Source organism: Streptomyces sp. NPDC104307, assembly GCF_055584045.1.
The window spans coordinates 1,549,814-1,571,696 of sequence record NZ_JBVJMU010000001.1 but is presented as its reverse complement, the minus strand read 5'-3'; the positions used below and the strand labels follow the sequence as shown (position 1 = coordinate 1,571,696).

General features: G+C 68.9%; 15 protein-coding genes. 6 read left to right on the top strand and 9 right to left on the bottom strand.

The annotated features are described in order from the left end of the window. Positions 1 to 224 precede the first annotated feature (224 nt). Positions 225 to 2,939 (top strand): aconitate hydratase AcnA, encoded by a 2,715-nt coding sequence (gene acnA / locus ACZ601_RS06545; RefSeq protein ID WP_440573510.1) that lies wholly within the window; start codon positions 225 to 227, stop codon positions 2,937 to 2,939. A gap of 107 nt (positions 2,940 to 3,046) precedes the next feature. Here acnA and ACZ601_RS06540 read toward each other — a convergent pair whose 3' ends face one another. The 5 genes from ACZ601_RS06540 to ACZ601_RS06520 all read right to left on the bottom strand — a co-directional run bounded on the left by ACZ601_RS06540 (position 3,047) and on the right by ACZ601_RS06520 (position 8,597). Next, on the bottom strand, positions 3,047 to 3,970 hold the full coding sequence (locus ACZ601_RS06540; protein WP_469533671.1) for an FG-GAP repeat domain-containing protein: 924 nt from the start codon (positions 3,968 to 3,970) through the stop codon (positions 3,047 to 3,049). A gap of 142 nt (positions 3,971 to 4,112) precedes the next feature. Next, positions 4,113 to 5,492, bottom strand: coding sequence for a GH1 family beta-glucosidase (locus ACZ601_RS06535; protein ID WP_469533669.1), 1,380 nt, complete (start codon positions 5,490 to 5,492; stop codon positions 4,113 to 4,115). A gap of 13 nt (positions 5,493 to 5,505) precedes the next feature. Continuing rightward, entirely contained in the window at positions 5,506 to 6,360 is an 855-nt protein-coding gene (locus ACZ601_RS06530; protein WP_469533668.1) for a carbohydrate ABC transporter permease, read from the bottom strand. A 5-nt stretch (positions 6,361 to 6,365) separates the two neighbouring features. Then, positions 6,366 to 7,322 (bottom strand): carbohydrate ABC transporter permease, encoded by a 957-nt coding sequence (locus ACZ601_RS06525; protein WP_469533665.1) that lies wholly within the window; start codon positions 7,320 to 7,322, stop codon positions 6,366 to 6,368. A 12-nt stretch (positions 7,323 to 7,334) separates the two neighbouring features. Further along, complete coding sequence (locus tag ACZ601_RS06520) at positions 7,335 to 8,597, bottom strand: ABC transporter substrate-binding protein (protein ID WP_469533895.1); 1,263 nt, start codon at positions 8,595 to 8,597, stop codon at positions 7,335 to 7,337. A 412-nt stretch (positions 8,598 to 9,009) separates the two neighbouring features. Between ACZ601_RS06520 and yicI the strand changes: the two genes are divergently transcribed. After that, complete coding sequence (gene yicI, locus ACZ601_RS06515) at positions 9,010 to 11,265, top strand: alpha-xylosidase (RefSeq protein ID WP_469533663.1); 2,256 nt, start codon at positions 9,010 to 9,012, stop codon at positions 11,263 to 11,265. A 19-nt stretch (positions 11,266 to 11,284) separates the two neighbouring features. On the opposite strand, the gene ACZ601_RS06510 is transcribed toward yicI, so the two are convergent. After that, a complete protein-coding gene (locus ACZ601_RS06510) occupies positions 11,285 to 11,593 on the bottom strand; it encodes a hypothetical protein (RefSeq protein WP_469533661.1) in 309 nt (102 codons plus the stop codon). A 170-nt stretch (positions 11,594 to 11,763) separates the two neighbouring features. Between ACZ601_RS06510 and ACZ601_RS06505 the strand changes: the two genes are divergently transcribed. Next, entirely contained in the window at positions 11,764 to 12,246 is a 483-nt protein-coding gene (locus ACZ601_RS06505) for a hypothetical protein (RefSeq protein ID WP_469533658.1), read from the top strand. Between the two features lie 27 nt (positions 12,247 to 12,273). Here the strand turns inward: ACZ601_RS06505 and ACZ601_RS06500 are convergent, their stop codons facing one another. Further along, positions 12,274 to 13,524 carry an MFS transporter gene (locus ACZ601_RS06500; protein WP_469533655.1) on the bottom strand — a complete coding sequence of 417 codons (1,251 nt, stop codon included), beginning with the start codon at positions 13,522 to 13,524 and terminating at the stop codon, positions 12,274 to 12,276. A gap of 105 nt (positions 13,525 to 13,629) precedes the next feature. On the opposite strand from ACZ601_RS06500, the gene ACZ601_RS06495 reads away from it, so the two are divergent. Then, entirely contained in the window at positions 13,630 to 14,334 is a 705-nt protein-coding gene (locus ACZ601_RS06495; RefSeq protein ID WP_469533652.1) for a helix-turn-helix transcriptional regulator, read from the top strand. 94 nt (positions 14,335 to 14,428) lie between these two features. On the opposite strand, the gene ACZ601_RS06490 is transcribed toward ACZ601_RS06495, so the two are convergent. Further along, positions 14,429 to 14,812, bottom strand: coding sequence for a VOC family protein (locus ACZ601_RS06490; RefSeq protein ID WP_469533650.1), 384 nt, complete (start codon positions 14,810 to 14,812; stop codon positions 14,429 to 14,431). Between the two features lie 212 nt (positions 14,813 to 15,024). Here ACZ601_RS06490 and ACZ601_RS06485 point away from each other — a divergent pair, with 212 nt between their 5' ends. After that, on the top strand, positions 15,025 to 15,666 hold the full coding sequence (locus ACZ601_RS06485) for a histidine phosphatase family protein (protein WP_440573521.1): 642 nt from the start codon (positions 15,025 to 15,027) through the stop codon (positions 15,664 to 15,666). Positions 15,667 to 16,091: 425 nt separating this feature from the next. Here the strand turns inward: ACZ601_RS06485 and ACZ601_RS06480 are convergent, their stop codons facing one another. Beyond that, a complete protein-coding gene (locus ACZ601_RS06480; protein ID WP_469533649.1) occupies positions 16,092 to 19,937 on the bottom strand; it encodes a GH92 family glycosyl hydrolase in 3,846 nt (1,281 codons plus the stop codon). A gap of 503 nt (positions 19,938 to 20,440) precedes the next feature. On the opposite strand from ACZ601_RS06480, the gene ngcE reads away from it, so the two are divergent. Continuing rightward, the gene (ngcE, locus tag ACZ601_RS06475) at positions 20,441 to 21,883 is read left to right on the top strand and encodes an N-acetylglucosamine/diacetylchitobiose ABC transporter substrate-binding protein (RefSeq protein ID WP_469533646.1); all 1,443 of its coding nucleotides are present in this window, start codon (positions 20,441 to 20,443) and stop codon (positions 21,881 to 21,883) included.

The following is a 21,883-nucleotide window of genomic DNA, read 5'->3' as shown; positions in this document are numbered from 1 at the left end:
ACGGAACAGCGAGCCCCGACATGACCGTTCCCCGGCGATGTACTAGAGTTATCTCGACATCGAGATATATGCCGAAGGCGCACAGTGGGCCGCTACACGGTAAGGGTTACCTAACTAAGCCCTACCTTAGCGGATGGTCCGAGTGGCTGTAGGCAGCACCACGCGGCGCCCGCCGTAGTGAGGCGCGGCGCGGAGTTACGCGCACATTGATGAAGGAGACTGTCGTGTCGGCGAACAGCTTCGACGCCCGCAGCACGCTGCGCGTGGGCGACGAGTCGTACGAGATCTTCAAGCTGGACAAGGTCGAGGGCTCCGCGCGCCTCCCTTACAGCCTGAAGGTGCTGCTGGAGAACCTGCTCCGCACGGAGGACGGCGCGAACATCACCGCCGACCACATCCGGGCGCTCGGTGGCTGGGACTCCCAGGCTCAGCCCAGCCAGGAGATCCAGTTCACGCCGGCCCGCGTGATCATGCAGGACTTCACCGGTGTGCCGTGTGTCGTCGACCTCGCCACCATGCGTGAGGCCGTCAAGGAGCTCGGCGGTGACGCGACGAAGATCAACCCGCTCGCCCCGGCCGAGCTGGTCATCGACCACTCCGTCATCGCCGACAAGTTCGGTACGAAGGACGCCTTCGGCCAGAACGTCGAGCTGGAGTACGGCCGCAACAAGGAGCGCTACCAGTTCCTGCGCTGGGGCCAGACCGCCTTCGACGAGTTCAAGGTCGTCCCCCCGGGCACCGGCATCGTCCACCAGGTGAACATCGAGCACCTGGCGCGTACGGTCATGGTCCGGGGCGGCCAGGCGTACCCCGACACCCTCGTCGGCACCGACTCGCACACCACCATGGTCAACGGCCTCGGCGTGCTCGGCTGGGGCGTCGGCGGCATCGAGGCCGAGGCCGCGATGCTCGGCCAGCCGGTCTCGATGCTCATCCCGCGCGTCGTCGGCTTCAAGCTGACCGGCGAGCTGCCGGCCGGCACCACCGCCACCGACCTCGTGCTGACCATCACCGAGATGCTCCGCAAGCACGGTGTCGTCGGCAAGTTCGTCGAGTTCTACGGTGAGGGCGTCGCCGCCACCTCGCTCGCCAACCGCGCCACCATCGGCAACATGTCGCCGGAGTTCGGCTCCACCGCCGCGATCTTCCCGATCGACGACGAGACGCTGAAGTACCTGCGCCTGACCGGCCGCGACGCGCAGCAGGTCGCGCTCGTGGAGGCGTACGCCAAGGAGCAGGGCCTCTGGCTCGACCCGGCCGCCGAGCCGGACTTCTCCGAGAAGCTGGAGCTCGACCTCTCCACGGTCGTCCCCTCCATCGCCGGACCGAAGCGCCCGCAGGACCGCATCGTCCTCGCGAACGCCAAGGCGCAGTTCGCCCAGGACGTGCGCAACTACGTCTCGGACGACGAGGAGGCGGGCAAGGAGTCCTTCCCGGCCTCCGACTCGCCGGCCGCCACCAACGGCGTCCCGTCGAACCCGGTCACCGTGACGGCCCCCGACGGCACCTCGTACGAGCTGGACCACGGCGCCGTCACCGTCGCCGCGATCACCTCCTGCACCAACACCTCGAACCCGTACGTCATGGTCGCCGCCGCGCTCGTGGCGAAGAAGGCCGTGGAGAAGGGCCTGACCCGCAAGCCGTGGGTCAAGACCACCCTCGCCCCGGGCTCGAAGGTCGTCACCGACTACTTCGACAAGGCGGGCCTGACCCCGTACCTCGACAAGGTCGGCTTCAACCTCGTCGGCTACGGCTGCACCACCTGCATCGGCAACTCCGGCCCGCTGCCGGAAGAGGTCTCCAAGGCGGTCAACGAGCACGACCTGGCCGTGACCTCGGTGCTCTCCGGCAACCGCAACTTCGAGGGCCGGATCAACCCCGACGTCAAGATGAACTACCTGGCGTCCCCGCCGCTGGTCGTCGCGTACGCCATCGCCGGTTCGATGAAGGTCGACATCACCAAGGACGCCCTCGGCGTCGACCAGGACGGCAAGCCCGTCTTCCTCGCCGACATCTGGCCGTCCGAGGCCGAGGTGAACGACGTCGTCGCCAACTCCATCGGCGAGGACATGTTCAACAAGTCCTACCAGGACGTCTTCGCGGGCGACGCCCAGTGGCAGGCGCTCTCGATCCCCACCGGCAACACCTTCGAGTGGGACCCCGAGTCCACCTACGTGCGCAAGCCCCCGTACTTCGAGGGCATGACGATGGAGACCACCCCGGTCTCCGACATCACGGGCGCCCGCGTCCTCGCCAAGCTGGGCGACTCGGTCACCACCGACCACATCTCCCCGGCCGGTGCGATCAAGGCCGACACCCCGGCCGGCAAGTACCTCAACGAGCACGGCATCGAGCGCCGTGACTTCAACTCCTACGGCTCGCGCCGAGGTAACCACGAGGTCATGATCCGCGGCACGTTCGCCAACATCCGCCTGCGCAACCAGATCGCGCCGGGCACCGAGGGCGGCTACACCCGCGACTTCACCCAGAGCGACGCGCCGGTCTCGTTCATCTACGACGCCTCGCAGAACTACCAGGCCGCCGGCACCCCGCTGGTCATCCTGGCGGGCAAGGAGTACGGCTCCGGCTCGTCCCGCGACTGGGCCGCCAAGGGCACCGCGCTCCTCGGCGTCAAGGCCGTCATCGCCGAGTCCTACGAGCGCATCCACCGCTCGAACCTCATCGGCATGGGCGTCCTCCCGCTTCAGTTCCCGGAGGGCCACACCGCCGAGTCCCTCGGCCTGACCGGCGAGGAGTCCTTCTCCTTCACCGGCGTGACCGAGCTGAACAACGGCACCACCCCGCGCACCGTCAAGGTCACCACCGACACCGGAGTGGAGTTCGACGGCGTCGTCCGCATCGACACCCCCGGTGAGGCGGACTACTACCGCAACGGCGGCATCCTGCAGTACGTGCTGCGCAGCCTGATCCGCAAGTAGGACCGGCGGGCAGTACGAGGAGAGGGCCGCATCCCCGCGACGGGGATGCGGCCCTCCCGCATGTTCCGGTCCTGCCGAACCCCCGTCGGATCAGGCAGCCTGGCGGATCAGAAGAGGAACTTGTAGCTGTTCCAGCCGCTCGTGCCGACCTTCACCTTGGCCTGGTACGGGGCGGCTGCCTTGCCGGTGCCCTTGTACAGGTAGAGCTCGCCCTTGGCGTTGCGGGCGAGGAGGTCGGTGCGGCCGTCCCCGCTGATGTCCCCGGTGGAGACCAGCCGGTTGTACTGGTTCCAGCCGCTGCCGACCTCGGTGCGCTTGGCGAACGGCGCCTTCTGGTCGCCGGTGCCCTTGTAGAGCCACAGCACGCCGGACTTGTCACGCGCGACGACGTCGTTCTTGCCGTCGCCGGTCAGGTCGCCGTTGCCGGCGATCTCGCTGTAGATGTTCCAGCCGTAGCCGGCCTTGAGGCGCTTGGTGACCGTGCCGTTGCCGTAGCCGAGGTAGAGGTACAGGTCGCCCTTGGCGTCGCGGGCGAGCAGATCGCCCGCGGCGGCGCCGCCGATGTTGCCCGGGGAGACCAGCTTGTCGTAGATGTTCCAGCCGGAGCCGACCTTGACCGGCTTCTCGCCCTCGAACTTCAGGAAGCCGACGTTCCCGTTGGTCTCACGGAACCAGAGGCCCTCGCTGTACCCGTTGGCCTTGTTGTCGTTGTCGACCTGCAGTATGGCGCTGACACCGGTCCAGCCCGAGCCCTTGTCCGCGCGGGCGGTGAGCCCGCCCTTCCCGTTCCCGGTGTAGGCGTACAGGGTGCCCGCGGAGTTGGCGCCGTACAGGGCGAACCTGGGGGTGACGGCGGCTGCGGCCGCTGCTGCGGTGGCGGGCGCCTGGGCGGGCTCGGCGGCCGCAGCCGACGGCTGCGGGGAGTTGGCGGCCACGGCGGAGGTGCCGGTGGCGACGAGGCCCGCGGTGAGCGCCGCGGCTGCCGCGCGAGCGGCGGTGCGTCGGTGGGTACGGCCAGCGGTTTCGGCCACGAAGTGCTCCATGGATCGTGATCGGTCGTGGCCCGCCGCGCGGTGGCGGCGGGCCACGGATTCAGCCGAATCGTGTCATGACTTCGGGTCCGAAACCGGCGTTTTTCGTCAGAAGGGCAGGCGAAAGGTGTTCCGGGCCGGGCTACTTGCGGTGGGCCGCGATCAGCTGCTGGTACCAGCGGTAGCTGTCCTTCGGCGTGCGCTCCTGGGTGTCGTAGTCGACCCGGATGATCCCGAACCGCTTCGCGTACCCGAGCGCCCACTCGAAGTTGTCCAGCAGCGACCAGACGTAGTAGCCCCGCACCTCCACACCCGCGTCCATCGCCGCCCGCAGCGCCGTCAGATGGGTACGCAGGTACTCGACCCGGTCCGCGTCGCGCACCGAGCCGTCCGCGTCCACGGTGTCGGACTCCGCCGAGCCGTTCTCCGTGATGTGCACCGGCGGCAGCGCGTCCCCGTAGGTCTCCTTCAGCGCGGTCAGCAGATCGGTGAACGACTCCGGGACGACCGGCCAGCCCATCGCCGTCCGGCGGACGTCCGGGTACCGGCCCTCGCTGTACCGGTTGTCGGTGGCGACCCGCAGCGCCGGGTCCGCCTCGCGGTGCGGGGCGGCCGCCACCACGATGGGGCGGTAGTAGTTGATGCCCAGGAAGTCCATCGGCTGGGAGATCAGTTCCAGGTCGCCGTCCTGGCGGAAGTCCTGCGCGGTGATCAGCTCGCCCCAGGTGTCCTCCTCCGTGGCCGGGTAGCGGCCCGCGAGGACCGGCTCGGTCCACACCAGGTTGTGCTGGGTGTCCGCGCGGACGACGGCGGCCAGGTCGGCGGCCGAACCGGTGGCCGGGACGTTGCGGTCGAGGTTGAGCGTGATGCCCGCCTCGCGGACCCCGGCCGCCCGCAGCTCCCTCATCGCCAGTCCGTGACCGACCAGCAGGTGGTGCGCGGCGGCCAGCGCACCGCGCCCCTCCTTCGCGCCGGGCGCGTGCCGGCCCACCGAGTAGCCGAGGAAGGCGCTGCACCAGGGCTCGTTGAGCGTGATCCAGCGCGGCACCCGGTCACCCAGGTGCTCCGCCATGATCCCGGCGTACTCCCCGAACCGCTCGGCGGTCTCGCGCACCCGCCAGCCGCCCCGGTCCTCCAGCGCCTGGGGCAGGTCCCAGTGGTAGAGGGTGGCGGCCGGTTCGATGCCGGCTTCGAGGAGCGAGTCGACGAGCCGGGAGTAGAAGTCCAGCCCCTTGGGGTTGACCGCGCCGCCGCCGTCCGGCTGGATCCGCGACCAGGCGATGGAGAACCGGTACGAGTCCACGCCCAGTTCGCGCAGCAGCGCCACGTCCTCTGGGTAGCGGTGGTAGTGGTCGCAGGCGACGTCACCGGTGTCACCGCCGTCGGTCTTCCCGGGCGTGTGGCTGTAGGTGTCCCAGATGGACGGGCCTCGGCCGTCCTCCCGCGCGGCGCCCTCGATCTGGTACGAGGCCGTGGCCGCGCCGAAGACGAAGCCGGGCGGGAACACGGGGAACTCACTCATGGGTACGCAGTCCTTACTTGACCGAGCCGCCGGTGATCCCGGCGGCGATGTACTTCTGCGACAGGACGAGCAGGACCGCCGCCGGGATCGCCGACAGGACGGACGCCGCCATGACGGAGCCCCAGTCACCGACATGGGCGCCGATGTACTGGTAGATGCCCAGCGTGACCGGCTTCACGTCGTCCGTGGTGTTCAGCGTCAGCGCGAACATGAAGTCGCTCCACGCGTACAGGAACGAGAACAGCCCGGCGGTGATCAGGGAGTTGCGGCTCATCGGCAGCACGACCCGCACGAAGGTACGGAAACGTCCGGCGCCGTCCACCTCGGCCGCCTCGATGACCTCGCGCGGGATGGCCACCATGAACGAGCGCATCAGCACGATGGCGAACGGGATGCCGAGCGAGGCGTCGGCCAGCATCAGCCCGGCGTAGGAGTTGACCAGACCCATGTCCACGTACGCGCTGTACAGGGCGTTGGCGATGACGATCCCCGGCACCATCTGGGTGATCAGGGTGGAGAAGACGATCGTCCTGGTGCCGCGCAGCCTGAACTGGGCGAGCCCGTAGGCGGCGGGCGCGGAGACGGCCAGGCAGATGGCCACCGCGCCGAGCGCGACGGCCAGCGAGGTCAGCAGGTTGCGGCCCTGGTCCGTGACGGCCGAGCGGAAGCCCGACAGGTCCAGGCTGTGCGGGAAGGGGTCGACCTCCAGCAGCCCGGACTCGGGCTGGAGCGCGGTGTTCACCATCCAGTACAGCGGGAACAGCATCACGCACAGCACCACGACGCCGAAGACCGTGGCGCCCAGGCGCCGCTTCGGCCGGCCGGTGGGACGGGTGGGGGCGGCGGGGGTACGCACAGCGCTCGCCATGCCGGTCACTTCCCCTCGTTGCGGTTGGCCCGCAGGTAGAACACCGCGAACACGGCGGAGATCAGGATCAGGATGTTGCCGACCACGGCGCCCGCTCCGAAGTCCAGCTGGACGAAGGAGTTCTGGTACGTGAGGGTGCCGAGCGTCTGCGTGGAGTCGGCGGGGCCGCCGTCGGTGAGCGCCAGGATCAGGTCGAGGACCTTCACCGTCGACATGAAGCCGAGCACCAGCACCACGGTGATCACGGGCCGCAGCATCGGCAGGGTGATCGAGCGGAACGTCCGCCAGGCGGAGGCGCCGTCGAGCGAGGCGGCCTCGTACAGCTCCTTGGGGACTTCCTGGAGGCCGCCGTAGAGGATCACCATGTTGAACGGGATGCCGATCCAGATGTTCACCAGGACGACCGAGACCAGCGCCATGCCGGGGCTGGTCAGCCACGGGGTGTCGCCGAGCCCGACCGTGCCCAGGAACGAGTTGAGGACGCCGGTGTCCTGGTCGAGGATGCGCCGCCAGACGACACCGGAGACGACCATCGGGACCAGCCACGGCAGCAGGATCAGCGACCGCAGGATGCCGTTGAGCGGGAATCGGCGGCTGAAGAACACCGCGAGGCCCAGACCGACGCAGAACTGCCCGGTCAGCGAGCCGACGGTGAACAGGATGGTGTGCCACAGGGCCTTGCCGAAGAGCTCGTCGTTGAAGACGTTGCTCCAGTTGTCCGTTCCGTTGAACGGGGACCTGCCCGTGAAGAACGTGGACGGCGAGTAGTCCTGGAAGCTCATCACGACGTTGCGGACGAGCGGATAGCCGAAGAAGAGCGCCATGAAGATCACGGCGGGGGCGATGAAGCCCCACTGGGCCAGGCGCCCGCGGAGGCGGGTGCGCGCGGGGTTCGGCGGCTTCGCGGCCTTCGTGGTCACGGGCGCCGGAGCGGTGGCTGCGGAAGCGGTGGCGGTCGACATGGTTCGGATACCTCAGTTCCCGCTCGTGGCGCGCTGCTGGGCCCGCTTGAGGGCGCTCTCGCTCGACTCGCCGGTGAGGGCGGACTGGAAGGCGCTCTGGAGCGCGAGGGAGACGGACGACCAGCCCGCGCCGAGCTTCGCGGTGCGCGAGCGGGCGGTGGCGACCTGGCCGGAGAGGGCTGCCAGCTCCGGGACCTTCTCGCGCCACACGGCGGCGGCCTTCTCGTTGGCCGGGACCATCCAGCTGTTGAGCGCGTAGGTGATCTGCTCCTGTTCGCCCGACATACAGCCGATGATCTTCGCCGCCTTCTTCTCCCGGGCGTTGTCACCGGTGTTGGGCACGGTCAGGATCCCGCCGCCCAGCGGACCGACCGAGTCGGCCCCGGCCTTCGGGACCGGGATCCGGGCCATGCCCCAGTGCAGCGCCTTCTTGGTGTTGAGGGTCTCCACCTGCCACGGGCCGTTGATCATCATGGCCGCGTTGCCGGCCATGAACTGGTCGTTCACATCGGCCTGGGTCCAGTTGACCGTCGACTTGGACAGCGAACGGTCCTTGAGCAGGCTCTTCCAGTAGTCCAGTGCCCCGGCCACCTGCGGGCTGTCGAGCTTCGTCTCGTCGCCGCCGTTGGACCACATGAACGGGGTGAACTGGAAGACCCCGTCCTCCGCGCCGCCCGCGCTGAGCGCCAGCCCGTACCGCTTGCCCTTGGTGAGCTTCTTCGCGGTCGACCGCATCTCTGCCCAGGTGGCGGGCACTTTGAGACCGGCCCGGTCGAGGGTGTCCTTGTTGTAGAACAGCGCCAGGGTGTTCACGGTGCGAGCCGCGCCGTAGTACGTCCCCTCGTACGAGCCGAAGTCGACGATTCCCCGGGGGATGTCGGTGGTGGTCAGCCCCAGGTCCTTCAGCGGGATCAGGCCGCCGGCCTCGGCGAACGTCGGCATCTCGGAGGCGTCCAGCTGGAGGACGTCGGGCAGCGACTTCGAGGACGCCATCCGCAGGGCCTTCGTCATCACCTGGGCGGCCGGGACGCTCTGCTGCTCGATGGTCACCCCGAGCCGCTTGCCGCACCGGGCCAGCGTCTGGGCGTCCCAGCGGTGGTAGGACTCGTCGGTCGACGAGTTCATGACGGTGTACACGTCCGGGTCCCGCTGCTGCCCGCAGCCGGACAGGACCGCGCCGCCGGCCAGCGCGGAGACGACGGTGAGCGGAACGATGACCCGCCGGTGGTGACGACGGCGCCGTTGGCGCGGGCCGTCCGGGGAAGGCGCTGTCACCAGGGCGGGGCGGGTGGCGTCATCGAAGGGGTCGTCGCCGCGCCGGCCGGCGGTCCGGAGCCCGAAGGCGAACCGGTCGGCGGGGGTGTGATTGAAGCGGTTCGACATTCTGCTGCCTCTTGTCGACATGCCCGGATGGCCACGCTGCCGTGCGAGCGATTTGTTTGCTGGCAGTACTAATACGCCATCCTGGCGCGGGTTTCTAGACCACCTCCGTGACGTGCTCGTCACCTAGGGGCAACGTGAGGGTGGATTGTCGGGTATTGGGTCCCGGGCGGGGTGGGCTGAGGTGCACGTTCATAGATTGTCGAAGCGCTTCGAAAAACATTTGTTTTGTGTACGATCAAAATCGGGCTGACGGCACAACCCCGAACCCACCTCCGTACCCTCGTACCGGCTAAGGACGACCCCCATGAAGTTCACCGACGGCTTCTGGCAGATGCGAGACGGTGTGGACGCCTCGTACGCCACCGACCTCCGCGACCTGCGTCTCGACGCCGACCGGCTCACCGCCCACGCGTCCGTCAAGCGCGTGACGCGGCGCGGTGACACGCTCAACGCGCCGCTGATCACGGTGGAGGCGTTCGCCCCCGCCGAGGGCGTCATCGGTGTCCGCGTCACCCACCTCGCGGGAAAACGCCGCCCCGGACCGGAGTTCGCGCTGCCCGGCGCCACCGAGGACGCCACGGCCGCCACGCGTGACGACGGCCGGGCCGCCGAACTCACCAGCGGCCCCCTCACCCTCCGGCTGCCCACAGAGGGCGACTTCGGCCTGGAGTTCCTGGACGCGCACGGCCGCCTGCTGACCGCCGCCGGACGCAAGGGCACCGCCTTCGCCACGGTGGCGGACGGCGGGCACCACATGCTCGCCCAGCTGGCCCTCGGCGTCGGCGAGACGATCCACGGCCTCGGCGAGCGGTTCACCCCGTACGTCAAGAACGGCCAGGTCGTCGACATGTGGCAGGCCGACGGCGGCACCAACAGCGAACAGGCGTACAAGAACGTCCCGTTCTACCTGTCCTCGCGCGGCTACGGCGTCTTCGTCAACCACCCGGGCAAGGTCTCCTTCGAGGTCGGCTCGGAGGCCGTCGGACAGGTCCAGTTCAGCGTCGAGGACCAGGTCCTGGAGTACTTCGTCGTCGCGGGCCCCACGCCCAAGGACGTCCTCACCCGCTACACCGCGCTCACCGGCCGCCCGGCCCTGCCCCCTGCCTGGTCCTTCGGTCTCTGGCTCACCACCTCGTTCACCACCGACTACGACGAGGCGACCGTCACCTCGTTCGTGGACGGCATGTCCGAGCGCGGCATCCCGCTCTCCGTCTTCCACTTCGACTGCTTCTGGATGCGCGAGTACCAGTGGTGCGACTTCGAATGGGACCCGGAGACCTTCCCGGACCCGGTCGGCATGCTCACCCGGCTCAAGGAGAAGGGGCTGCGGATCTGCGTCTGGATCAACCCGTACATCGCGCAGAAGAGCGCCCTGTACGCGGAGGGCGCGGAGAAGGGCTACTTCGTCCGCACCCCGGAGGGCGACATCTGGCAGTGGGACAAGTGGCAGGCCGGCATGGCGCTGGTCGACTTCACCGACCCCGAGGCCACCGCCTGGTTCCAGGCCAAGCTGAAGACCCTCCTCGACCAGGGCGTCGACGGCTTCAAGACGGACTTCGGCGAGCGCATCCCCACCGATGTCGTCTGGCACGACGGCTCCGACCAGGAGCGGATGCACAACTACTACACGCATCTGTACAACAAGACAGTCTTCGAACTCCTGGAGAAGGAGCGCGGCCAGGGCGAGGCGGTCCTGTTCGCCCGCTCCGCCACCGCGGGCGGCCAGCAGTTCCCCGTCCACTGGGGCGGCGACTGCTGGTCCTCCTTCGGCGCGATGGCCGAGTCCCTGCGCGGCGGCCTGTCCCTCTCCCTGTCCGGCTTCGGCTTCTGGAGCCATGACATCGGCGGCTTCGAGGGCACCCCGGACCCGGCGGTCTTCAAGCGCTGGCTCGCCTTCGGCCTGCTCTCCTCGCACAGCCGGCTGCACGGCTCCTCGTCCTACCGGGTGCCGTGGGAGTTCGGGGACGAGGCGGTCGCGGTCGCCAGGCGGTTCACCGAGCTCAAGCACCGCCTGATGCCCTACCTGTACGGCGCCGCCGTCGAGGCCCACCGCACCGGCGTCCCGACCATGCGGCCCCTGCTGCTGGAGTTCCCCGACGACCCGGCCGCCCGCACGGTGGACCGGCAGTACCTGCTCGGCCCCGACCTCCTGGTCGCCCCGGTCTTCAGCGAGGACGGGCAGGTCGAGTACTACGTCCCCGAGGGCACCTGGACCCACCTCCTGACCGGCGGGACCGTCACGGGCCCCGGCTGGCACCACGGCACCTACGGCTTCGACAGCCTCCCGCTCCTGGTCCGCCCCGGCGCGGTCCTGCCGCTCGGCGCGGACTCCGCCCGCCCCGACGGCGACTGGACGCGCAACCTGGAGCTGCGCGTGTACGCCCCCGAAGGCACCGGCGACTTCACCCGCACGGTGACGGTCCCCGACCTCACGGGCGCACCCGCCGCCACGTACGAACTGGTCCGTGAGGGCGGCACGCTCCGCGTCACGGCGGACACGGACCGGCCGCACGAGGTCGTGGTCGTCGGTGACACGTCACTGGACGTCGTCATGGGCTGAGCGGCTTTCGTCCGTCCCGTCAGAGGTCGTTGTCGATTCCCGTGACGACCGGGGTTCCGAGCGGCGCGTCCTGCGCGGAGAACCCCGTCTCCCGCAGGGCCGTGGACACCAGTCCTGCCGCTTCGAGCTCCGCTTCGTACCGGTCCGCGGTCTCGACCTCCACCCGGATGGAGAAGGTGCCGTCGTCGTTGAGCGTCAGCAGGTCGATCCCCTCGCTTCTGCTCAGGTCCGTGTGCCGCTTGGCCAGCGCCTCCTCCAGTTCCGCACGGGAGGTGTCGGAGATTCCGGTGACGAAGGTTCCAGGGACGGTGATGACGAAGGTGGTCACGACGGCTCCTGCTTCCGTTGGGTAAGGGTGTCTTGTCCGGCTTCCCCTATTCTCGCCCCGCAACCAGGTGCGGGCCCCATCCGGGCGATGTCCCCCATGCCGGACGGTCCGCCCCGCCCGCGGCGGCTGTCCTGCCGGCCCGCCCGGAAGCGCCCCGTAGGCTCCCGTTCATGGACCACGTGGACGCGAACCCCGAACGGCTGGCCGGAACATGGCACATCGTCTGCTCGTCGTTCCCCATGTGGCGAGGCGGCAGGCGCACCGACGCCACGTTCACCTACACCCCACTGCCGGGCCGGAATTCGGGGCCCCGGATGCGGGACGAGGTCGCGTACCGGGTACGAGGCCGAACGCGCCGCATCCGGGGCACGGACACCCGGCTGACCTCGCGCCCCGGCACGGTCTACCGCTGGCGGGGCAAGGGCCTGCTGGCGGTGCTGACGAGCGTGTGGGAGGTGAGGGAGACGGGCGAGGACGACGCGTGGGCCGTCATCGCCTTCACCCGGTCGCTGCTCACCCCGGCCGGCGTCGACGTCGTCGTTCGTGCCGACCGCCTCACCGACCAGGCCGTACTGGCCGGGGCGAAGGCGGCGGCCGCCCGGTACGAGGCCGAGCCCCTCCCGCTCCCGGGCAGCGGATCAGCGTCCGCGTGAGCCTCTCCAGCCGGCGTCAGACAGGGCCTAGCGCTCCACGCGCCTCAGTCCGCGCACGGCCGGGATCGCCAGCAGCAGGACGCAGGCGACGATCGCCATGGACGCGGACACGTAGAGCAGCGGCCCGGCCCCCACGACGAGCGCGAGCGGTCCGGCCGCCGCCTGCCCGACCGGCTTCATCACCAGCGAGCCGGCCGCGTCGTACGCGTGCACCCTGCCGAGGACGTTCTGCGGGATGTGGGTCTGCACACTCGTGTGGAACATGACGACCCAGAAGGCCATGCCTATCCCGCTCACCCCGTAGCACCCGGCGATGAGCGGCGCGGGAAGGTCGAGGGCGAGCCCCAGCGGCATGAGCACCCAGAGGACCATCGAGAAGGCTCCGGCCCGCAGGGGATATCTCGGGCGGAGCCTGATCGCGATGATCCCGCCCAGCACGCTTCCCGCCCCCAGGGACGACATGACCAGCCCGAACACGGACGCCCCGTAGTCGGTGACGAGCATGCTGTTGCCCAGGGTCGTGCTCGGACCGGCACCGGCCAGCTGCCAGAGCATGAAGACGACGATGACACTCCACAGCCAGGTCCTGGACCTGAACTCCCGCCATCCCTCCACCAGATCGGCCCGGAACGAGGTTTCGTCCTCCCGCCCGGTCGGGCCCATCGGGACCGAGCGGAGCCGGAGCAGGCACGCCCCGCTGGCCGCGTAGGTCAGCGCGTCGAGGGCGACCACGGAGGCGGGCGAGGAGACCGCCAGCAGCAGGCCCGCCAGGGACGGTCCGATGACGACGGTGACGGACTCCGAGATGCGGAGGGTGGCGTTGGCCCGCTGCACGTCCCGGGAGATGAGCGGCGTGATGCTGGCGACGCCCGGCTGGAAGAGTGCGCTGCCCGCCCCGATCAGGGCCAGCAGGACCAGGATCTGCCACAGCCGTGGCGTGCCGAGCAGGAACAGCAGCGCGAGCAGTCCCTGGGAACACAGCCGGGCCGTGTCGGAGACGACCATCAGCCGCCGGGCACCCAAGCGGTCGGACATCACCCCGCCGAAGATGATCAGTGCCGCGAACGGGGCCACGAGTGCGGCGAGCGCGTAACCCACACCACTGGCCCCGTACCCGGCCCGGATCACGGCGGCCGTGATCGCGACCGGAAGCATCGCGTCGCCCAGCAGGGAAGTGGTGCGGGCGGTGAAGAACCGCCGGAAATCCGCCGTCCACAGTGGCGGATCGGACGAGGCCTCCTCGACTCGCAGGTCTCGGGTCACGTCCGAGTCGACCACCGCGCACCATCCCCTGTATTCCATTGACTGCGACCGGGGCGACCCTCTCACGCCTTGACCACTGTCGGTCAACGTGGTTTACGGACGCTCCTTAGACTTGGCCGGGTGAACCGGACCGATCGCCTCTATGCCCTGGTCGAGGAGTTGCGCGCCGTCTCGCCCCGTCCGCGCAGCGCGCGCTGGCTGGCCGACCGCTTCGAGGTCAGCTCGCGCACCATCGAGCGGGACATCAGCGCCCTGCTCCAGGCCGGCGTGCCGGTCTGGGCCGAGCCCGGCCGCACCGGCGGCTACTGCCTCGACCGGAGCCGGACGCTCCCGCCGGTCAACCTCACCCCCGGCGAGGCGGTGGCGATGGCGGTGGCGCTGCGCGGGATGGAGGGGACACCGTTCCGGGCGACAGCGGCGGCGGCGCTGCGGAAGCTGGTCGCGGCCATGGGGGAGGACGACGCGGCCGCCGCGCACGACATGGCCGGGCGCGTCCACCTGCTCGGACCGGTGGACGCGCCCCCGCCCGTGCCGGGGCCGCGAGGAGCGGCGGACGCGCTGTCCACCGGACGCGTCCTGCGCATCGAGTACGGCGACCGCGAAGGCGCCACGACGACGCGCGACATCGAGCCGCTCGGATACATCGGCAAGACGGGCCACTGGTACCTGCTCGCCTGGTGCCGGATGCGGGATGCCCTGCGCGCCTTCCGCACCGACCGGATCGTCTCCGTCCACGTCACGGCCGAGGTGCCGGAGCCGAGGGAGCTGCGGCGTGAGGACCTCGACATCCCGTACGGCGTCGTGCACCAGCTCTCGCTGAGCTGAGCTGAGCTGAGCTGAGCTGAGCTGAGCTGAGCTGAGCTGAGCTGAGCCGAGCCGAGCCGACGGTCCGGCCGGCGGCTGCCGTCGGCCGACCGGATCAGGCCCCGGTGAACGGCGGCCTGAACACGGCGAAGTGGTTGCCGGCCGGATCGAGCAGATGCGCGAAGGTCACCCCGACCGGGTTGACCTGCGGCGCGCGCTGAACCGTGCCGCCCGCCTCCTCGACCCGGCGGCAGGTCGCCTCGACATCCTCGACGAGCACGGTGAAGACCGCGTAGTCCGGCATCCTGCCCTCGGTCGCGAACAGCCCGCCGCGCATCCCCTCCCCGTCACCCGTGGTGATGATCCGGTATGCCTGGTCGGTGCTCCTGGTGTCGTCGTGCGCGACCGTCCACCCGAACACGTCCCCGTAGAACCGCTCGGCCTCCGCCGGACGGGCGGTGCCGATCTCGAACCAGGCGACCGCGTTGAACTGAGCCATGACGTACATCCCTTACGTGTTCCGCCGGGCTCGCCCCGGCCCTGCCCACTCTGGGTGCCTGCGGCGACAGCCCCCTGTCGGTGTTTCCGAACGGGAATCCGGGTGGGCGCGCCCGCCCGCCTCACCACGGGCGGAATGGGATCGTGGACCAGCGGGTTCGCACCATCGACAGCACCTGAGCGGTAACAGCACCGAGAGCGGATGGCCTTCACATGGGCGAGTTGATCCTGATCCGGCACGGCGAGACCGAGTGGTCCCGTAACGGGCAGCACACGAGCCACACCGACCTGCCCCTGACCCCCCTCGGTGAGCGCCAGGCCCGAGCCCTCGCGCCGCTGCTCGCGGACCGGGACATCGCGGTCACGCTGGTCAGCCCTTCGGTACGGGCCCGGCGCACCGCCGAACTCGCCGGGCTCGCCGCGCCCCGGATCACGCCCGAGCTGCGCGAATGGGACTACGGCGGCTACGAGGGCATCACCACGGACGAGATCCGCCTCACCCGCCCCGACTGGAACCTCTGGACGGACGGTGTCGCCGCCGGCCCGGAGGCGCACCCCGGTGAGACCCCCGTGGAGGTGGGCGAGCGGGCCGACCGGGTGCTCGCGGAGGTCAGGGAGGCGGCCGGACGCGCCGGGGACGAGGACATCGTGCTGGTGGCCCACTCGCACTTCCTGCGCGTCCTGACCGCCCGCTACCTGGGCCTGTCACCCGCAGAGGGCACGCTCTTCCAGCTCGCCACGGGCGCGGTCTCCCGGCTGGGCACGGAGCACGGAAACCCGGTCATCACGGCGTGGAACGTGTCCCTGCCCGAGAGCCTGTTCCCCACCGCCGTTCCGGACGCCTCCCAGCCCTGAGGCCGCCTCGGGCCGTGTCCGCACGGCCGGGAGGCGGGGCGGTCAGCCCGCGTCGGACAGTTCGCCGTCTTCGTGCCGGACACTCGGCGGGCAGGGGGGCGGCGGCGATGGTGCTCAGGACGCCCCGAGCACCGCCCGGTCGTAGCCGCTGTTGCGGACCTCCTGGTAGTTCTCCCGTATGTCCTCCCAGATCTCGCTGAGTTCGTCGAGCGTCGTGCCGTCCATGTCCCTCACGATCTTCATGACGCCCGGCGCGTCCGGGGGAGTTCCCGACGGGGCGTTTACAGTCCCGCACCGCCGCGCTAACCTGCCCGCTCAGTGCCTGGGAGCGCTCCCAGGCGCGAACTCGCCTGCGTGGTGGGGTGAGAACGCGGACGGCCGGCATCTCGTGGGGAGATACCGGCCGTCTGTGTGCGGTGCCTCGGTCAGGAGATCAGCTCCACCTCCGCGAGCGTCGCCGCACTGTCGAGCACCAGCCGGTAGTGCGCGTAGGAGCCGGGGGTCTTCACCGTGAAGGCCCTCGTCTGCTTGTCCCAGGCGAACGACTGGCCGGACCGCTTGTCGAGGTCCCTCCAGCGCTTGCCGTCGGCGGAACCCTGTACCACCCAGCCGCTCGGCGCCTTGGCCGCCGCGTCCGAGGTCAGCGTGTACTGGACCGCCTTCGTGCCGGCGGGGGCCGGCAGCTCCACCGACTCGACCTGGGCGGAGGTCGCCGAGGTGTTGTCGAAGAGGGCGCCCGCGCCCTTCAGGGCGTCCTTCTTGGGGGAGGGCACCTTGTCGTCCTTGGTGATGGAGACCGGGGCCGCGTCCTTGCCGGTGCCCCAGGCCGAAGGCTTCGGACCCATGTCGAAGTCCAGCACGCCGCCCTTGGCCAGCAGGTCGTGCGGCAGCGAGGTGGAGGTCCACTTCTTGCCGTTGACCCTCAGGCCCTGGACGTAGATGTTCTTCGCGCTGTTCTTCGGCGCCCTGACGACCAGGTCGTGGCCGTTCTCCAGGTGCACGGTGGTCTTGGTGAACAGCGGGGAGCCGATCGCGTACTCACCGCTGCCCATGACCAGCGGGTAGAAGCCGAGCGAGGAGAAGAGGAACCAGGCCGACTGCTCGCCGTTGTCCTCGTCGCCGTGGTAGCCCTGGCCGATCTCGCTGCCCGTGTACAGGCGGCCGAGGACCTCGCGGACCTTCTCCTGCGTCTTGTACGGCTCGGAGGCCGCGTCGTACATGTACGTGACGTGGTGCGCGACCTGGTTGCTGTGGCCGTACTGGCCCATCCGTACGTCACGGGCCTCCGTCATCTCGTGGATGACGCCGCCGTAGCTGCCGACGAACTCCGGGCCCGCCGTCTCCGGGGTGGCGAAGTAGGTGTCCAGCTTCTTGCCCAGGGCGTTCCGGCCGCCGTACAGGTTCGCCAGGCCCTTGCTGTCCTGCGGGGCGGTGAAGGCGTAGCCCCAGCCGTTGGTCTCCGTGTAGTCGTAGCCCCACACGCGCGGGTCGTACTGGTCGGACGGCAGCCGCCAGTCGCCCTTGGCGTCCTTGCCCTGGAAGAAGCCGGCCTTGTCGTCGAAGAGCTCGACGTAGTTGCGGGCCCGGTTCATGAAGTACTCGGACTCGTCCTTGTAGCGCTGCTTGTGCGTCTTCTTGTAGAGCGCCTGGCCCATCTGCGCGATGCCGTAGTCGTTGACGTAACCCTCCATCGACCAGGACATGCCCTCGTGGGTCGTGGTGTCGGCGTACCCGACGAACGGGGACGTCTCCATGCCCTTGCGGCCGACGCCGGAGGACGGCGGGACCACCGTGGCGTTCTTCAGGGCCGCGTCGTACGCCGCCTCGGCGTCGAACTTCACGCCCTTGACGTAGGCGTCCGCGAACGCCACGTCAGAGGAGGTGCCGGTCATCAGGTCCGAGTAGCCGGGCGAGGACCAGCGGGAGATCCAGCCGCCGTCCTTGTACTGCTGGACGAAGCCGTCCACCATCTCGCCGGCCTTCTTCGGGGTGAGGAAGGAGTAAGCCGGCCACGTCGTCCGGTAGGTGTCCCAGAAGCCGTTGTTGACGTACACCTTGCCGTCGACGATCTTGGCGCCGGTGTGGGTCGGGGTGTCCGAGCCGACCTGCGGCGAGAAGGGCGAGGCGTACTTGTCCTTGCCGCCGACCTTCTCGAAGCCCGAGTTCGGGTAGAGGTAGAGCCGGTACATGCTGGAGTACAGCGTGGTCAGCTGGTCGGCGGTCGCGCCCTCGACCTCGATCTTGCCCAGCAGGTCGTCCCAGGCGCCCTGGGCCTTGTTCTCGACCCGGTCGAAGGAGCGCGAGGCGGGGATCTCCGCGGCCAGGTTCTGCTTGGCCTGGTCGACGCTGATCAGCGAGGTGGCCAGGCGCAGGTTGACGGTACGGTCCTTGCCCGCGTCGAAGCGCAGGTAGCCCGTGACGTCGTCACCGCCGCCGCCGGACAGCTTGCCGCTGCCGGTGACGGGGGCGTCGAAGACGCCGTACACGAAGAGCCGGGTGGCGCCTGTCGAGCCGCCGCTCTTCACGTCGGAGAACCCGGTGAAGGAGCTGGTCTTCGGGTCGAGGGTGAGCCCGCCGTCGTTGGAGACGTTGTCGAAGACCATGCTCGCGTCCTTGCCCGGATACGTGAACCGCATCCGCGCCGCGTGGTCGGTCGGCGTCATCTCGGCCTTGAGGCCGTTCTCGAACGTGACCCCGTAGTAGTGGGGCCTCGCCGTCTCGTTCTCGTGCTTGAACGGCAGCGCGCGTGCCTTGCGGTCGGCGTCCGGGGTGCCGGACGCGACCGACGGCATCAGCTGGAAGGTCTGCCGGTCGCCCATCCAGGGGCTCGGCTCATGACTCGCGCTGAAGGCCTGCATGGTGGGCAGGTTGTCCGCGTTGTTGCCCGAGGCGTAGTCGTACAGCCAGCTCGTCGATCCGGCGTTGGTCACCGGGGTCCAGAAGTTGAAACCGTTGGGCACGGCGGTTGCGGGGATGTCATTGCCCCGCGAGAAGCTGCCGCTGGAGTTGGTGCCGCGGGTGGTCGAGGCGTAGTCCGAGAGGTGCGCCTTGCGCTTCTCGGGCGCCTTGGGGGCGATCTTGACGTCGTCGATCCAGCCCTGGAACTTCGACGGGCCCTTGGGGGAGTCGTACGCGACGAGGATCCGGTCGACGGTCTTGCCCGCCGCGACCGTGCCGATGTTGGCGTCGACCTTGTTCCACTGGTTGACGTACAGCCGCTTGGCGTCGGCCTGGCCCTGCGGGGTCAGCAGACCGCCGTTGGAGTCGGTGGCGCGCAGCTCGCTCAGGTACGTGCCGTCGGTGAACGCCAGGTCCACCGCGACGTGCGTGGCCGGGTAGGACAGGTCCGTCTCGCCCATCTGGGGGTAGACCAGGTAGGACAGCTCGGTGTCCCGGGTGACGGCGGTGTTGACGTCGAAGACCTTGTTGTACGAGTAGGCCCGGCCGTCCGCCTTGTGGGTGCCCGCGTAACGCAGTGCCTTCTTTCCGGTGAAGCCCGCGCCGGCCTTGGCGGTGGGGGAGCCGGAGGGGCCGCGGTCGATCTGGCTGCGCATGTCGTCGGGGGCCGGGGTGGAGGTGTCCCCGTCGGAGAACTGGACGTCGGCGAGCTGGGTCGCGTCGTCGGCGCCGTTGTTCTTCGTGATGTCCAGCCGGAAGTGCTGGTAGGCCTTGTCCGTCTTGAAGTCGTAGGACTTGGTCTGGAAGCGCTCGGAGAACGTCTGGCCGGTCCGCGAGTCCAGATCCGTCCAGCTCTTGCCGTCCTCTGAGCCCTGGAGCGTCCAGTCCTTCGGGTCCCGCTCGTCGTGGTCGTCGGCGGAGGTCAGCGCGTAGGTGACGACCTTGACCGGCTCGGACAGATCGAACTCGGCCCAGGCGGTGGGCTTGAACGACAGCCACTTCGTCCCGGATTCACCGTCGACGAGGTTTTCCTTCACCTCGCCGCCGCTGGTGTTCTCGTCACTCGCGCGGACATCTGTGACCTTGTCGGTCACATTGCCCGGTATTCCGGCGGAGAAGCCGCCATCGATACCCGATGTCCGCTTCTTTCCGTCCGGGCCTTCTTCGACGGTATTGCGCCAGTCCGGCTGCTTCTCGTCCTCCTCGAAGGAAGAACTGAAAGTCCGGTCGCCCGCAGGCTTATGACCCTTTTCTCCTGACCCGGCCGACTGAGCGGCGGCCGCGGTGGGGGCTGTCACGACCAGAACCAGTGAGGCCGCGATCAGCGCGACCGTGCTGTTTTGTCTCTTGCGAGAACCGTGTCGGGGCTGCATGCCGAGCCATTCCTCCCGAGGAAGTGCGCTTGGACAACGTTGTCAGAAGCGTGCGCAAGAACCAGTAGGAAGTGAAGTGCCTGGTGGTGTCAAGGGTGTTGGATGGAAGCCCGGTTCCGAATCAACCGTATTGCGGAAATCGTTACATCTGGAGGAGGCCGTGCGGTGCCGAGGTATCCGCGAGGTCTCAACTCGGGAAAGACTGCCGCTCAAACCTGCATTCGATCTTGCTCAGTTGGCCGCAAGTGGACTATACCTGTCGGCGTCTGCACAGGACTTTTTCATCTGCGCGACAAGGGGGACAACGGGGTCCGGGCAACTCGACGCGCCACAGGTGCGTCGGCTGGCCCCCTCCCCCTACACCCCCCACTGCAATGGCTAGCCTGCAATCTGCACCACCCAAGCGCAACTGACCGCGGTGGCGGGGCCCTTCGCCTGAGGCGAATATCGATGGGCGACCGGTACAACACCGCCTGAGTCCTGGAGAAGGCGAGGACTTGAGCATGGCATCCACCTCCGCCCGCAAGAATGAGGGCCTTGGCCGTCGCGACGTGATCAAGCGGTCTGCCGCACTCGGTCTGATCACCGTCCCGACAATGAGCTTCCTGTCGGCGTGTGCGAGTAGCGACAGCAGCGACGACGACACGGTCAAGAAGGGCAAGACCAGCGCGAAGAACCCGCTGGGCGTCAATGACACGGCCGGTCTCGACGTGGTCATCTTCAACGGCGGCTTCGGCGAGCAGTACGCCATCGACGCCGAGAAGGAGTACACCAAGGCGTTCCCCAAGGCGAAGGTCAAGCACAGCGCGACGCAGAAGATCCAGTCGCAGCTGCAGCCGCGCTTCAACGGTGGCACCCCGCCGGACCTGATCGACAACTCGGGCGCCGAGCAGATGGACATGGGTGTCCTCGTCGGCAAGAAGCAGCTGCTCGACCTGACGCCGCTGATGGACGCCCCGTCCTTCGACGACCCGAGCAAGAAGGTCCGCGACACCCTGCGCCCGGGTGTCCTGGAGATGGGTCAGTTCGACGGCGACCCGGTCTGGATCATGTACTACGCGTACACGGTCTACGGCGTCTGGTACTCGCAGACCGCGCTCGACGGTCTGGACGCCCAGTACCCCGAGAACTGGGACGACATGCTCGCCCTGTGCGCGAAGGCGAAGAAGAAGGGCATCGCCGGCTGGACGTACGCCGGCAAGTACCCCTACTACCTCCCGTTCTCGCTCTACCCGTTCATCGCCAAGATCGGCGGCCGGGAGGTTCTCGACAAGATCGACAACCTGGAGCCGAACGCCTGGAAGGACCCGGCCGTGAAGGCCGCGTTCGAGGCGTACTACGAGCTGCAGCAGAAGGGGTACATCCTCAAGGGCACCCCGGGCCTGACCCACATCCAGTCGCAGACCGAGTGGACCAAGGGCCGGGCGCTCTTCATCCCGAACGGTTCGTGGGTGGAGAACGAGGCGGCGCCGACCACGCCCAAGGACTTCAAGATGATGGTCGCGGCGCCGTCCGGCCTGGACTCGTCCGACAAGCTGCCCTTCGGCACCATCTGGGCGTCCGGCGGCGAGCCGTTCATCATCCCGGCCAAGGCGAAGAACCCCGAGGGCGGCATGGAGCAGCTGCGCATCATGCTCTCCGAGGCGTCCTCGAAGAACTTCACCAAGCAGGTCAAGTCGCTGAGCGCCTTCAACGGCGGCACCGACGGACTGACCCTGTCCACGGCCATGCAGTCCGGTGTCGACGTGCTGAAGAAGGCCGGCGACAACGTCGTGAACCCGCGTATGCAGGACTGGTACGTGAAGCTCCAGAAGGAGCAGATCGGTGCGGGCCTCGGCGAGATGATGGCCGGGCGTCTGACGCCCGCAGAGGCCATCAAGAAGATCCAGGGCTACGCGGACGCCGCGGCCAAGGACCAGTCCATCAAGCACTACAAGCACCAGTGA

What these genes read in the sequence shown, in the direction of transcription:
- ACZ601_RS06535 (WP_469533669.1), bottom strand. Translation starts at nt 5,492, where the DNA reads ATGAGTGAGTTCCCCGTGTTCCCGCCCGGCTTCGTCTTCGGCGCGGCC.
- ACZ601_RS06530 (WP_469533668.1), bottom strand. Translation starts at nt 6,360, where the DNA reads ATGGCGAGCGCTGTGCGTACCCCCGCCGCCCCCACCCGTCCCACCGGC.
- ACZ601_RS06485 (WP_440573521.1), top strand. Translation starts at nt 15,025, where the DNA reads ATGGGCGAGTTGATCCTGATCCGGCACGGCGAGACCGAGTGGTCCCGT.
- ACZ601_RS06505 (WP_469533658.1), top strand. Translation starts at nt 11,764, where the DNA reads ATGGACCACGTGGACGCGAACCCCGAACGGCTGGCCGGAACATGGCAC.
- ngcE (WP_469533646.1), top strand. Translation starts at nt 20,441, where the DNA reads ATGGCATCCACCTCCGCCCGCAAGAATGAGGGCCTTGGCCGTCGCGAC.
- ACZ601_RS06480 (WP_469533649.1), bottom strand. Translation starts at nt 19,937, where the DNA reads ATGCAGCCCCGACACGGTTCTCGCAAGAGACAAAACAGCACGGTCGCG.
- ACZ601_RS06525 (WP_469533665.1), bottom strand. Translation starts at nt 7,322, where the DNA reads ATGTCGACCGCCACCGCTTCCGCAGCCACCGCTCCGGCGCCCGTGACC.
- yicI (WP_469533663.1), top strand. Translation starts at nt 9,010, where the DNA reads ATGAAGTTCACCGACGGCTTCTGGCAGATGCGAGACGGTGTGGACGCC.
- ACZ601_RS06490 (WP_469533650.1), bottom strand. Translation starts at nt 14,812, where the DNA reads ATGGCTCAGTTCAACGCGGTCGCCTGGTTCGAGATCGGCACCGCCCGT.